The organism is bacterium (assembly GCA_018814885.1).
In the GTDB taxonomy this organism is placed as follows: Bacteria; Krumholzibacteriota; Krumholzibacteriia; order LZORAL124-64-63; family LZORAL124-64-63; genus JAHIYU01.
Window position 1 is genome coordinate 1 of record JAHIYU010000172.1, and the last position, 13,122, is coordinate 13,122.

Consider the following 13,122-nt stretch of genomic DNA (forward strand, 5'->3'; position numbering starts at 1 on the left):
CGGGGACGGCGGCGCCGGCGACCACGCCGTGGCGGGCGACGACGCCCCTGCGGCTGCGGACGTTCACGGCGAGGTCCACGTGGCCGGTCGCGGCGGCGGCCACGACGACCTCCACGACGTACACCACCGCGCCCACAACCTGGCCATGATCATGTCCATCGCCATCGCCGGGCTGGGCATCTTCCTGTCGTGGCTGACCTACATCCGCGGCCGGATCAGCGCGCCGCGGATGCTGGCGCGTCTGCCGCGCGTGCATCACGTGCTGCAGAACATGTACTTCTTCGACCAGTTCTACGCGGCCACGGTCTATCGTTTCGTGCTGTGGTTCAGCTGGTTGAGCGGCGCCTTCGACCGCGTCGTGATCGACGGCATAGTGAACGGCTTCGGTTACCTGACCCGTCTGTTGAGCTGGACCTCCGGCCTGGCGGACAAGTACATCGTGGACGGTCTGGTCAACGGCCTCGGCGCCGTGATCCAGGGAGCCGGCGAGAGCGTCCGGCGCGTCCAGACGGGGCGTATCCAGACGTACCTGGTCTATGTCTGTTTTTCCGTCCTGTTGCTCGTGTTAGTGTTCCGCGCGCTATAGGCCCGGATTCATGCCGAGAGGAGCATCTCGATGTCTGACCACATTCTGTCCTGGATGACCTTTTTCCCGGTCATTGGCGCGTTGTCCATCACCTTCGTGCCGAAGGATAGGAAAGAAATCGTCAAGACCGTGGCCGCGGCGGCCGCCGCCGTGCCCCTGATCCTGGCGGTGCAGCTCTTCATGAACTTCGACCGGAGCATCGCCGGCTTCCAGTTCGTGGAGCATTACGAGTGGATCAAGAGCTTCAACATCGAGTACTTCATGGGCATCGACGGCCTGAGCGTGCCGATGGTGCTGCTGACGGCGCTGCTCTCGTTCCTGTGCATCATCGCGTCCTGGAAAATCGACAAGGCCTGCAAGGGCTACTTCGCGCTCTTCCTGCTGCTCGAGGCGGGCATGATGGGGGTGTTCGTCTCCCTCGACTTCTTCCTGTTCTACGTGTTCTGGGAGGTGATGCTGCTGCCGATGTACTTCCTGATCGGCATCTGGGGCGGACCGCGCAAGGAATACGCGGCGATCAAGTTCTTCCTCTACACGCTGGCCGGCTCGGTGCTGATGCTGCTGGCGATGATCGCCTTCTACTACAACGTGCAGGACCCGGTCACGGGCGGCCACACCTTCAACATGCTGCACATGATGGACCAGGCCAACCACGGCGGCATCCTCGACGTGGCCAACATCCGGTTCGTGATCTGGATGGCGCTGTTCATCGGTTTCGCCATCAAGGTGCCGATCTTCCCGTTCCACACCTGGTTGCCCGACGCCCACGTCGAGGCGCCCACGGCCGTGTCGGTGATCCTCGCCGGCGTGCTGCTGAAGATGGGCACCTACGGCATCCTGCGCATCAGCTACCCCATCCTGCCCGACCAGGCGGTCAACTTCATGATCCCCCTGGCGATCCTCGGCGCGATCAACATCATCTACGGCGCCTTCTGCGCCATGGCCCAGTCCGACATGAAGAAGCTCGTGGCCTACTCCTCGGTCAGCCACATGGGGTACGTGCTGCTGGGCATGGCCGCGATGAATTCGACGGGCATCAACGGCGCCGTCCTGCAGATGTTCAACCACGGCACCATCACGGCCATGATGTTCCTCTGCGTGGGCGTGATCTACGACCGCGCCCACCATCGCGACATCGACGGCTTCGGCGGACTCGGCCTGCAGATGCCGGTCTACACGTCGGTCTTCTCGTTCGCGCTCTTCGCCGCGGTGGGCCTGCCGGGACTGAGCGGCTTCGTCAGCGAGGCGATGGTGTTCCTGGGCGCCTTCCCGGTGCACCGCACCATCGCGATCGTCAGCGCGCTCGGTATCGTGATCGGCGCCGCCTACGTGCTGTGGATGCTGCAGCGCGTCTTCCTGGGGCCGAAGAACGACAAGTACGACGATCTGCCCGACATCTCGGCCCGCGAGCTGTTCACGCTGGTGCCCATCGGGCTGATCGTGCTGCTGCTGGGCGTCTATCCGATGCCGGTGCTGGACCTGATGAAGGCGTCGCTGAACCATCTGATCAAGGTCGTGGCGGGCTAGCCGCGGCCGTCGCAGGGAGATGTCCCGGTGAGTCTGGAAATGCTGAACATCCCGAACTGGTCCGATATGGGGCGCTTCATCCCCGAAGCGGTCTTCTTCTGCACCTTCCTGCTGGCGCTGCTCGGCGACATCGTCGCCCGCAAGCGTCCGGCGGTGCCGTTCGCGATCGTGCTGGCGGGGAGCCTGACGGCCCTCGCCTTTGCCGTGGCCGGTCTCGCCGGCGACGAGCAGACGATCCTGGGCGAGCTGGTGGCCGTGGACGGGATGGCGGCCTTCTTCCGCGTGATCTTCGCGTTCGTGGCCGTGATCACGGTGCTCTTCTCCTGGGCCAGCGAGGAGATCATGGGGACCGGGCGCGAGCACAAGGGCGAGTACTACGCCCTGATCGCGCTGATGACCGGCGGCATGATGGTGATGGCCGCCGCCCGCGACCTGCTGATGCTCTACCTGTCGCTGGAGCTGGTCTCGCTGACCAGCTACGTCATGGCCGGCTACATGCGCAACAGCCTGCGCGCGACCGAGGCCTCGGTCAAATACATGATCTTCGGCGCCGTCAGCTCGGGCATCATGCTCTACGGCCTCTCGCTCATCTTCGGCCTGACCGGCGAGATGACCTTCGCCGGCATCCGCGACGCTCTCGCCGCGGGACGGGCCGACCCGCTGGCCCTGCTGACCGTCTCGGTCCTGATCTTCGCGGGCCTGGGTTACAAGATCGCCATGGTGCCCTTCCACTTCTGGTGCCCCGACGTCTACGAGGGCTCGCCCACGCCGGTGGCGGGCTTCTTCTCGGTGGCGCCCAAGGCCGCCGGCTTCGCTTTGTTGATCCGCTTCTTCTACACCACCCTGACGCCGGTGGTGGGACGGGTGGACTTCCCGCTGCTGATCGCCGTGCTCTCGGTCGCGACCATGACCTTCGGCAACCTGGCCGCCGTGCGACAGGTCAACGTGAAGCGCCTGCTCGCCTACTCGAGCATCGCGCACGTGGGCTACCTGCTGATGGGCTTCCTGATGCTGACCGCCGAGGGGCTGCAGGCCATCCTGTTCTACCTGCTGGTCTACGCCCTGATGAACCTCGGCGCCTTCATCTTCGTGGTCGCGATCAACAACTCGCTCAAGAGCGAGCACCTCGACGACTACGCGGGCCTCGGCTACCGCGCCCCCTGGGCCGCCGTGATGATGATCGTCTTCCTGTTCTCCCTGACCGGGCTGCCGCCCACCGCGGGATTCGTCGGCAAGTTCTACCTCTTCGCCGAGGTCATCCGGCGCGAATGGTACTGGCTGGCCATCGTCGGCGTGCTCAACAGCGTCATCAGCCTCTTCTACTACATGAAGATCGCCAAGGCGTTCTACTTCACGAAGCAGGAGGGCGACCCGGTGCGCATCGCGCCGATGCACTACGTCACCATGGCCGTCCTGGCGGCGCCGACGCTCGCGCTGGGTCTCTACTGGGGCAAGTTCAAGGCCCTGGCCGATCGCGCCATCGAGCATTTCGGGGGGATGTAAACTGGATTTGCCCGGGCCGTCAGCGGCTACCGATGAATAACCCGACCAGGACGATGCCCAGCCCGAGCCATTGATTCCACTTGACTGGTTCGCCGAACACCCATACCGCCAGAATGGCCACAAGCAGGAACGAGACGCTCATGAATGGATATGCATAGCTGAGATCGAAATGACGTAGCGCCTTGATCCAGGACAAGGCTGCAACTACAGCCGAGGCAAGTCCTGTGGCAATATATGGATTCAAGATGTAGTCGATCAACGCGTCGGTGGCCTGGATTTGCCTCGTACCGTACTTGATCAGGATTTGGCCGAGAACCGTGAACGCGATGCAGCCCACGATATAGATGCCGTTCATGACCGTCGCCTCGCTTGCTATTTAGGATTGCCGAGTTCGTAATGAGCATACTGGCAGGGTTCGCCGTGATCGTCGGTGACGAGCACAACAACCCGGTACGTACCCATCTCCTCATCAACCACGGGAAATCGTATCCTGGCCTCGTATCGTACGTTCTGGCGTACGGGCCGCAGGTATTTCATCCTCGCGTTCAATACACTCGCATCCTGAGCGAGAGATCCATCGACTCGGCACTTGGCGAGTGCACTGTCGATCTCCGCCGAAAGAGCCGCACGAGCATCCACCCCCTCATGGGAAGAGATGTTCAACAGGTAGACGCGCTCCTTTGAGGCCGAGGCGCTCAACAGGCTGTTTACATGGATTGTGAAGTAAGACTCGGTCAGAAAAAACCCCTCGCGCGACCACACCTTTTGCACCGCGTGATTATTGCCCTGGGTCGATACCTTGATGACCGAGCAACCCCGATCCTTGAAATACCGTTGCACAAAACGCACCATGTCGCCATATACGCCGCCGCCCGCCTGAGCGGGTGATACTCCGTTCAGCACGATTTCGGCACCTTCGTCGCCGAACGAGCAGGTGATGAACCCGATGAAGGCATCGTGTCGCTCCACGAGCCACGCATATCGTCCGGCATCTTCATCTGTTGCGTAGCTGCGGGCCCATTCCTGGTAGCTCGGTATGAGATCGCGGCTCAACAGGGGATTCGAGGTGTAATGGTTCGCATACCGAGGAAAGATATCCGCTACGAGATCGTCTATCGCGTTGTCGAGGCCGGGCGTGAACACGATGAATCGCAGATCCGAGTTCCGCAGATCATTGGGCTCATGGCCTTTCAGATCGTTGGCGTAGTAGACGAGCGTATCGGCCACCAGCCAGGGGAATCCGATACTGTCCAGGAGCGCCAGCTGATCCTGATTCCCGGCCGGCATCCGGAAGATGGCCACATCCATCCTTGAATCTATGATCTCCCTGTCGAAATCGTGCGGGATGCGGTCGAGCACGCCGCGGTGGATCTTCAATTCGAAACGGTTGCTTTCAAGCGGTGCGTACGGCAGCAGTGTCATGGCGGGAATTCTCTCTCAAAGGTGTGAGACGATCTAAGGGTCTCTTCGCCGTCCGTGTCTGGATGGTATGATATCACGAACGACGTACTGGGGACAGTTGCTCACGTTGATGTGGATTCGACCGATATACTCGCCCAGGACACCCACCGTGAGCAACTGTACTCCCGACAGAAAAGCGACGGTTACGATGGTAGACGTGTATCCTGAGATCGGGATATCCATCAGGATCTTCTTCAGAAGGATATAGAAACCGAAGATGAAGCCGAACATCGAGAACAGGATGCCGACGATCGTTGCCACCTGCAGGGGGCCGATCGAGAAGTTGGTCGCCATGTTGAGAGCAAGTATCAGGAGCTTCCGGTTCGAATAGCCGCTTCTTCCGGAAGCCCTGGCATGATGCTCCACGACGGTGTTGCCGATACGCGATGTGTTCCACGAGATCAAGCCGTCGATGAACGTGAAGCTGCGCCCGTACTCCAGCAGGCGCTTGGCGATATCGCGGTCGATGATCCGAAATGACGTCAAGCGGCCCTTGGTGTTGAAGGTTTTCCGGTACATCCACTGGACGAGTTCGGATCCGAAATTGCGAAACAGCGAGTGTTTCTTCTTCTCGAAAACGCCGTAGACGACATCGTACCCCTCCTCGATCTTAGCCAACAGCTTCGGGATCTCCTCCGGAGGATTCTGGAGATCGTCATCCAGCGTGATGACGTACCGACCGCACGCATGGGCGATGCCGCACATGATCGAGTTGTGCTGTCCGAAATTCCGGGTCAGGTTGATGCCGGTTATCCTGTCCTCGCGTGCCGCCAGGCGGCCGATATGCGCCCACGACTCGTCGCGACTGCCATCGTTGACGAAGACGATCTCCCAGGCGCCACTGGTAAGGGGATCGAGCACCGCATGCAGCCGCGCAGTCAGCTCCTCGAGCGTGGCTGTGCTGTTATAGACGGGCACGACCAAGGAGATCAGGGGGCTAGTATCGTTGGTCATCTCTGCCATGGTCTTCATAGAGATAGAGCCGTTCGCGTGGAGCAGGCTGGACCGCTGATCCCCTACTTGTCGACTTCACAGGGAGTTACAGCTTCAATGCAGTCCACGGGATCACCGTGGGGTAGATTAGGTCAATTCACGAACGAGTTCAACAGCCATTTCGTGTACACCTCCGCCTAGGTCGCGAAGAATTCGCCGATGCGTCCCACGACTTCCTCCTGCTCCTCGCGTGTGAGCGCGTAGTAGAAGGGCAGTCTCAGCAGCCGCCCGGCGATGGACTCCGTCACCGGCAGGCTGCCGGGTTCGCCTCCCATCTTGCGTCCGACAGGTGAAAGGTGCAGCGGCAGGTAGTGGAAGACGGCGAGAATGTCGTGGGATTTGAGGTGGCCCATGAGCGCGTCGCGCGTTCGCTCGTCCTCGAGGATGATGTAGAAGAGGTGGTTGTTGCCCACGCAGTCCGGGTGGCCCGACGGCAGGGTCATGCGGCCCTCGTCGGCCAGGGGTTGCAAAGCCTGCAGGTAGAAGTCGTAGATGTCCGCGCGGCGCTTGTTGATCTTGTCCATGTTCTCGAGCTGGGCATACAGGAACGCGGCCAGCATGTCCGAGGGTAAAAACGAAGAACCGATGTCGACCCAGGAATACTTGTCGACTTCGCCCCGGAAGAACTGGCTGCGGTTGGTGCCCTTCTCCCTGATGATCTCCGCCCGCTCGACGTACTCATCGTTGTTGATGATCAGCGCCCCGCCCTCACCGCAGATGTAGTTCTTGGTCTCGTGGAAGCTGTAAGTGCCGAAATCGCCCAGCGTGCCCAGGTACTTCCCCTTGTAGGTGGCGTTGACCCCCTGGGCCGCGTCCTCGATGACCAGGAAGCCGTGTTTGCGGGCCAAGTCGAGGATCGTATCCATCTCGCAGCCGATGCCCGCATAGTGCACGGGCACCACCACCTTGGTGCGCGGCGTGACCGCGTCCGCGAGCGCGGTCTCGTCGAGGTTGAGGTTGTCCGGCCTGATGTCGATGAACTTCAGGCGAGCGCCCCGCAGGTAGAAGGCGTTGGCGGTCGAGACGAAGGTGAACGAGGGCAGGATGACCTCGTCTCCCTCCGCGACGCCGCTCAGGATGGCCGCCATCTCGAGGGCCGCCGTGCAAGAGTGGGTGAGCAGTATCTTCTTGGCACCGAAGGTGTCTTCCATGAGCTTCTGGCATCTGTGCGTGAAGACGGCGTCGCCGGCGATGCGGCCGTTGAGCACCGCCTGTGCGATGTAGTAGAGCTCCTGGCCGACGATGAACGGCTTGTTGAAGGGGATCTTGTAGCTCATACCTGGATTCATTCCTTTCCGAGCTGCGCCTGCGACAGCGACGGATCAACCTGGCTCTGGTTCGGCCGCGAAGCGCATCTCATGACGCATTTTATCAACTGACCGGGCTTATGCCCACCCCAGTCTCCCACAAAGATCGGCGCGGGTTCCCTTGGCTTGACGCCCCGTGAAGGGCGCTCGTAGAATCCCGCCCGGCGGCCGATTCACGCGGCCGACGGGATTCTTGTGCGCATGTTGCACCGCGAAGGGATGGCCCATGCCGAAACCACACATCTCCAGGGGCGGCTATGTCGTCGCCGCGCTCTTCCTGCTCTACCTGCTGTCGACCCTCGCCTGGGTCCGCAAGGGGCCCAAGGTGTGGGTAGACGAGCCGTGGATGTCGATCCCCAGTTACCAGCTGATCACCGAGGGCAAGCTCAATAATCCGGTGATCGTCGGGGACCTGGGCCGCGAGAAACACAACCTGGATCCGAGCATGACATATGCCCTCTCGCTGGCCGCGTCCTTCAAGGCCTTCGGCGTGGGCGTGTTCCAGGGCAGACTGGTCTCGGCCCTGGCGATGTTCGCGACGACCGTTCTCGCGTTCCTGTTGGCCAGGCGCCTCTTCGACGAGCGGGTCGCGTTGCTGGGCGTGCTGTTCCTGATGGTCAACAACATTGCCTTCGTCTCGGCCGCGACCATCCGCGCCGAGACGATGGTGGCCCTGGTGGCGATGCTCTCCTGCTACCTCTTCGTTCTGGGCGACGAGCGGGAGCGCCTCCGGTATTTCGCTCTCGCGGGTCTGGTGGCCGGCGTCGGCCTGCACGTACATCCCAACGCTTTCCTGGGTCTCGTGGCGATATGCACCCTGTTCCTATACCGGTTCGGTTTCAGGGGTCTGTTCCGGGCGCCCTTCTGGACCTTCGCCGGCTTTGTGCTGATGGGCGTGGCACCTTATGCCGCCTACGTCTTCATCGAGGACTACGACAACGACTTCCGGGATTTCCTCGCCCAGATCGGCGGCCGGGCCAAACCGCTGGCCGAGAGCAACTTCCTGGTGGACACCCTCAAGGCCGAGTTCAGGCGCTACACCCTGTACGTCTTCTTTCCCAAGCGGGCGTTTATCGCCCTGCTCGAAGGCGTCGCCCTGGTCTACGCGCTGGCCTCGAGGAGCCGCAGCCTGCGCCTGCTCGGGATCCTGGTGGCAGTGCATCTTGTGTTGTTCCCGTTTTTGATCGTCAACCGGACCGCCCGCTACTTCACGGTACTGATGCCCTTCGTCTCGATCCTTGTCGCCAGACTGATGATGGATCTGGCCGGCAACCCGCGCTCGCTTGTCGATTTGCGCCGGAGTATCACCGGCGGCCGCCGCCTCGGCCTGGTCGCCGTCCTGCTGGGACTGATGTACTTCGGCAACCAGCTCGGCGGGAACGCCTGGCTGGTCTACAAACACCGCCACAACGAATACTATTCCTTCATCGAGAAGCTGGATGCGCACATTCCCGACGGTGCACGCATCTGGGGCTCGATCACCTTCTGGTTCGGCTTCAAGGACAATCCCTACAGCTCGCAATACTCCTACGCCAAGGACATCGACACTTTCCGGCCGGAGTACGTCATTCTCTACGACGACGACACCTGGGGCAAAACAAGCAGCACCACCGGACGCCAGCGCGACATTTCGCTCATGGCGGATACCCGGCACATCCTCGAGACGCTGGCCGAGGAGCGGGGCACTTTCGTCGCGATGGTGAAGGATCCGGTCTACGGGGAGGTCGAGATCCAGCGGATCGATTGGTCGGACGCGCGCTCGCGACGCGCCGGCGACGATTGACCCGGTGCGCGGGCCTCCATATGATGGACTGTATCTGGCGGGGCACCCCTAGTCCGCGCCGTGCGATCCGGCTTCCCCGGGAAGAGGGGGCGAACCGGATCCACCCATATGCCGGGACGTGTATCATGAAACGACTGCCTTCAGCGACCGCCGTCGTCCTCTCCTGTCTCGCCGCTTCCGCGGCCCTCGCGGCCACGGGCGCCGGCACCGTCGTCCGGGTCGTCTCGCCGCCGTTCTCCGGGGATTACGCCGCGAGCCGGAGCTTGGGGCCCGCGGCCGCAGTGACCCTGTCGGGGACAGTCGACGGCAACCCGTCGGCGCCGCCCGACCGGTGCTACCCGAACCCCTTCAACCCGCGCACCACCCTCGGTTTCGACCTGTGCCGGCCGGGGCGCGTCAGACTGGACGTCTACGACGCCGGGGGTCGACACGTCGCCAGCCTGGTGGACGAACCCCTGGCGGCGGGCAGACACGTCGCGGACTGGACCGGCAGGGGCGAAGGCGGCAGGTCGGTCCCGTCGGGCGTCTACTTCGCCCGGTTCGTCACGGAAACCGTCAGCGAGACCCGGCGGATGCTGCTGCTCAGGTGAAGCACACTCCGGAGAGCGAAGGGCCCCCTCCTGCCGGAAGGGGCCCTTTTTCCGTCGGTTGAAAAGTGGCGGCCGCTACCTGTACAGCGCCTTGACCGCGCCCCAGGTCGTCGCTTCCGCGGCGACGGTGTCGGGGAAGTACGCGATCCGGGCGATGCCGATACCGCCACGCAGTTGAATGCTCACTTCGTTGATGCTGTAGTATCCGTCCAGGTCGATGAAGATGCCGGCATCGTTCCACTGGCTGCCGTCGGAGACCGAGACCGCGACCTGGCCGTCGACGCGCAGCTCGTAGTCGTGGTGGTCCGTGTCCAGGGCGCCCAGCAGCACGTAGGCCAGGTTGACGGGGGCGCGGAAGGCGAACACTACCAGACCGCCGTCCTTGTCGCAGATGGGCAGGTCGACCTTGCCGTCGCGGGGACGGTCGTCGACGATGTTGGCTGCGATCATCATCAGGTGGTCGGCGTATGCAGGCGGCTGCGTCTGCCAGTCCGGGTTTGCGTACAGGGCGACGGCCTCGCAGACGACCAGGGAGTGCGGTCCGTCGCCGTGGTTCTCGACCGCCAGCAGGAAGTCCTCGAAAAGGCCGGCGGTGATGATCGTGCCGTCGGGAGCCTCCCCGGCCACGACGGTGCCGACGTCCAGCCCGTCCAGGTCCGCGATGATCGCCCGGGCCGGGCCCGCGCACAGGCAGACGGCGCCGAGCGCTACGATCAACACGAATATCACGTTCTCGATCTTCATGCTTCCTTCCTCCTGGTTGTTCAGGTCGTTCGTGCGGAAGCAATCGCCGCAGAGCAGGTTTCGTGCGCGGGCCCGGCCGGGGGCACGGGGCGGTCGCGATGGGGCATCACGGGCAACGACGGGCAACATCCGAGAACCGCGGTCCGGCGATCATGCATCCCCCGTCATGCGCCGCGCCCCGGTCGAGCGTGCATTATCCGCATCGGGGGTGATGGATTTTGCCACGTCGAATCACCTTGCCCGTCGCGCGGCGGGAAGGCATCCTGGGGCGCAACCCGTCGACTGCTCCCTGCGTCAAGACAGGGGCGGCGGACACGGACTCAGCGCGGGGAGACGGCATGGCTTCGGGTACGAGCTGGCTGAAGGGCTGCGGCATCGGTTGCGGGTTGATGGTTATCCTGGCCATCGTGGGCACCATCGGCGGGGGCGTGGCCCTCATGAGGCCCTTCAAGGAGGCCATCCATTCGCGCGAGATCCTCGAGGAGACGTTCGGGACCCAGGAGGACTACCGCCCGCCGCCGGACGGCATCGTGCCGATCGATCGCCTCGAGATCTTCATCGCGGTGCGCGCCGACCTCATGGAGCACTGCGAGGGGTTCGACGAGACCTTCGCCCAGTTCCGGCGCATGGAGGAGCTGGACGAGCAGGAGACGTCCGGCGGCAAGAAGTTCCGGGAGGTCGTCAAGACGGTCGGCAAGGCGTTCGGGCTGGCCGGCAAGCTCGGCAAGCTCGCCGTCGCCCGCAACGAGGTCCTCGCCGCGCACGGCATGGGCCTCGGCGAGTACTCCTACATCTATGCCCTGACCTACTACGCCTGGCTGGACGTGAAGGTGGCGGACCCGGACGGCTGTAACGTGGAGATGGACGACTCCAGCCCCCGCGTACGCCAGGCGCTGCGCGGGATGCTGCGCCATCAGCTCGAGGATCTCGAGGCAGCGGACCGTCCGGATCGCGAGGTCCTGAGGGGGGAGCTGGAGGCGGAGCTGCTGCGGCTGGGCGACGACCACGACCTCTATCCCTGGCAGCGGGCGGTGCCGGAGCGCATCGCCGCGTCGCTGGCGCCCTGCCGCGGCCGTCTCGAGGCGGTGTTCTGCCGCGAGACGGCTCCCTTCGAGCTGTCGGTGCATCGCCAGGGCCAGGGCGGACTGTCTATCCGCTCCGACTGATGAGCTTGCGCGCATCCGACAGGTATCCAGGCCGGCCACGACATCTATCGCAAATCACAGGTGGATCGTTGCGACGCGGTGCCCGTCCGGCTGCCGCACGTCGGGACGCGACGTAAGCAGGCGAGTTCCAGAGCGATTCCAGATCGTCGCCGCGCACATCTCCCAGATCGTGCCTGCTGTCGTAGATCCAGCAACAGGGAGCGCTTCTGCCGTCCCAGTTTATCACCATCGACTCCCACAGATCGTCGCAACAACCTTTGTTGTGCGGACCCTCCGTATAGTCGTTCATCAGCGGGTTTACCGGTAGCCACGCCCTCCTCGATTCGATGTCGTGGGCGTTCAATGCCAGGGTGCCCACCGTGAAAGCGTCCACGCCATGCTCCGCGGCCAATCTCTTGACGTCCCGAATCTCGTGTTCGTTGTGACGGCTGACCAGCATGCGGATCGTGACGTGCGGCGCGTTCGTTGCTGCTCGCGCTCGCGCCGCCAGGAGGCGGTCCGTGCTGGCAACGACATCCGCCAACCTGCAGCCGCGGCGGTAGGCCCTGTATGTCTCCTCGCTTGCGCCGTCGACGGCGATCACGATCGCGTCGAGACCGGAGGCGACGAGTGCTTCGGCCCGGCCGCGATCGCAGCCGCCGAAAGCAGAGCTGAACCGCGTGAACAGGTTTCGTTCGCTGGCGTAGCGGATCATCGCGGGCAGGCCATGGTGCAGCATAGGCTCCCCCCATCCGAACAGATCCAGGATCAGGGAGTAAGGTGCGATCTGGTCGATCAGGGAGCGATACAGGCTCAAGTCCATGAAACCGCGCCGGCGATTCACGACACCGATTCCCGTGGGACAGAGGGGGCAGGACATCCGACAGACGTTCGTCGGGTCCACTTTATAGCGGTACGGCATGCCCCGCATCCTGTCCACGCGGAGGCGCTTCTGCGCCTTGACGGCGATCAGGTTGGCAAGCTTGAGCGGTGTGGCGTGACGCCACATGGCGCGCCTGACCGCCACGGCGCCATAGGTCGCGTGGGCGCCCCTGACGATGGATCGACGGATGAACTTCACCCATTCGTGTCGGGGCATGACCATCCTCTCGACAGCCGGCAAGGGGTGCGTCTTTACCGTGAGATGATCGTGCTGTTCCCAATATCAATCTACATGGCCGGCATCGTACATAACCATCGGCCGGTTGTCTATCCCCAAGATGAAGCGGCCGGCTCGACCGAGCCGGCCGCTTCATCCCGGAGCACTCGAGATGAACGGAATGCCAGGGGCGTGGGCGCCGCGGTTGCGAAGCTCCGGGGCGTCCGCGCCCTCCTGATATTCCTGTAGAGTAGGGCGCAGGCGCGGTGACCCGTAGGTCTTCCCTTGGCTGTGTCCGCCGTTTCCAGCTTCGTGCCCGTTTAGGGACGACCGTGGCTCCGTTTCCAGCACCCCCTCATCAAACCGTGCATGAGGTTTTCCCTC

At 63.2% G+C, this 13,122-nt stretch carries 12 protein-coding genes; 6 read left to right on the forward strand and 6 right to left on the reverse strand.

The features are described from left to right. The 3 genes from KJ554_12950 to KJ554_12960 form a co-directional block, all read left to right on the forward strand. Positions 1-586, forward strand: a 586-nt coding sequence (locus tag KJ554_12950) for a hypothetical protein (protein MBU0743242.1), incomplete at its 5' end; no start/stop codon positions are given. 42 nt (positions 587-628) lie between these two features. Beyond that, positions 629-2,113 carry an NADH-quinone oxidoreductase subunit M gene (locus KJ554_12955; GenBank protein ID MBU0743243.1) on the forward strand — a complete coding sequence of 495 codons (1,485 nt, stop codon included), beginning with the start codon at positions 629-631 and terminating at the stop codon, positions 2,111-2,113. A gap of 27 nt (positions 2,114-2,140) precedes the next feature. Continuing rightward, the gene (locus KJ554_12960) at positions 2,141-3,616 is read left to right on the forward strand and encodes an NADH-quinone oxidoreductase subunit N (protein MBU0743244.1); all 1,476 of its coding nucleotides are present in this window, start codon (positions 2,141-2,143) and stop codon (positions 3,614-3,616) included. A 19-nt stretch (positions 3,617-3,635) separates the two neighbouring features. Here the strand turns inward: KJ554_12960 and KJ554_12965 are convergent, their stop codons facing one another. From KJ554_12965 to rffA, 4 genes are all read right to left on the reverse strand, one after another. Continuing rightward, positions 3,636-3,971, reverse strand: coding sequence for an EamA family transporter (locus tag KJ554_12965; GenBank protein ID MBU0743245.1), 336 nt, complete (start codon positions 3,969-3,971; stop codon positions 3,636-3,638). Positions 3,972-3,988: 17 nt separating this feature from the next. Further along, complete coding sequence (locus tag KJ554_12970; GenBank protein MBU0743246.1) at positions 3,989-5,038, reverse strand: GNAT family N-acetyltransferase; 1,050 nt, start codon at positions 5,036-5,038, stop codon at positions 3,989-3,991. A 33-nt stretch (positions 5,039-5,071) separates the two neighbouring features. Continuing rightward, positions 5,072-6,040, reverse strand: coding sequence for a glycosyltransferase family 2 protein (locus tag KJ554_12975; protein MBU0743247.1), 969 nt, complete (start codon positions 6,038-6,040; stop codon positions 5,072-5,074). A 167-nt stretch (positions 6,041-6,207) separates the two neighbouring features. Continuing rightward, complete coding sequence (rffA, locus tag KJ554_12980; protein MBU0743248.1) at positions 6,208-7,347, reverse strand: dTDP-4-amino-4,6-dideoxygalactose transaminase; 1,140 nt, start codon at positions 7,345-7,347, stop codon at positions 6,208-6,210. Positions 7,348-7,603: 256 nt separating this feature from the next. Between rffA and KJ554_12985 the strand changes: the two genes are divergently transcribed. Next, entirely contained in the window at positions 7,604-9,160 is a 1,557-nt protein-coding gene (locus KJ554_12985; GenBank protein MBU0743249.1) for a glycosyltransferase family 39 protein, read from the forward strand. A 125-nt stretch (positions 9,161-9,285) separates the two neighbouring features. Further along, complete coding sequence (locus tag KJ554_12990) at positions 9,286-9,750, forward strand: T9SS type A sorting domain-containing protein (protein ID MBU0743250.1); 465 nt, start codon at positions 9,286-9,288, stop codon at positions 9,748-9,750. Between the two features lie 75 nt (positions 9,751-9,825). Here the strand turns inward: KJ554_12990 and KJ554_12995 are convergent, their stop codons facing one another. After that, positions 9,826-10,494: a hypothetical protein gene (locus KJ554_12995; protein ID MBU0743251.1), complete on the reverse strand. Its 669-nt coding sequence runs from the start codon at positions 10,492-10,494 to the stop codon at positions 9,826-9,828. Between the two features lie 338 nt (positions 10,495-10,832). On the opposite strand from KJ554_12995, the gene KJ554_13000 reads away from it, so the two are divergent. Beyond that, positions 10,833-11,660: a hypothetical protein gene (locus tag KJ554_13000; protein ID MBU0743252.1), complete on the forward strand. Its 828-nt coding sequence runs from the start codon at positions 10,833-10,835 to the stop codon at positions 11,658-11,660. Here KJ554_13000 and KJ554_13005 read toward each other — a convergent pair. Next, complete coding sequence (locus KJ554_13005) at positions 11,644-12,738, reverse strand: SPASM domain-containing protein (GenBank protein ID MBU0743253.1); 1,095 nt, start codon at positions 12,736-12,738, stop codon at positions 11,644-11,646. The two genes, KJ554_13000 and KJ554_13005, sit on opposite strands and share 17 nt — an antisense overlap. Positions 12,739-13,122: the final 384 nt, after the last annotated feature.

Coding starts and splice junctions, on each gene's coding strand:
- KJ554_13000 (MBU0743252.1), top strand. CDS start 10,833: ATGGCTTCGGGTACGAGCTGGCTGAAGGGCTGCGGCATCGGTTGCGGG.
- KJ554_12965 (MBU0743245.1), bottom strand. CDS start 3,971: ATGAACGGCATCTATATCGTGGGCTGCATCGCGTTCACGGTTCTCGGC.
- KJ554_12995 (MBU0743251.1), bottom strand. CDS start 10,494: ATGAAGATCGAGAACGTGATATTCGTGTTGATCGTAGCGCTCGGCGCC.
- KJ554_13005 (MBU0743253.1), bottom strand. CDS start 12,738: ATGCCCCGACACGAATGGGTGAAGTTCATCCGTCGATCCATCGTCAGG.
- KJ554_12990 (MBU0743250.1), top strand. CDS start 9,286: ATGAAACGACTGCCTTCAGCGACCGCCGTCGTCCTCTCCTGTCTCGCC.
- KJ554_12985 (MBU0743249.1), top strand. CDS start 7,604: ATGCCGAAACCACACATCTCCAGGGGCGGCTATGTCGTCGCCGCGCTC.
- KJ554_12970 (MBU0743246.1), bottom strand. CDS start 5,038: ATGACACTGCTGCCGTACGCACCGCTTGAAAGCAACCGTTTCGAATTG.
- KJ554_12975 (MBU0743247.1), bottom strand. CDS start 6,040: ATGGCAGAGATGACCAACGATACTAGCCCCCTGATCTCCTTGGTCGTG.
- rffA (MBU0743248.1), bottom strand. CDS start 7,347: ATGAGCTACAAGATCCCCTTCAACAAGCCGTTCATCGTCGGCCAGGAG.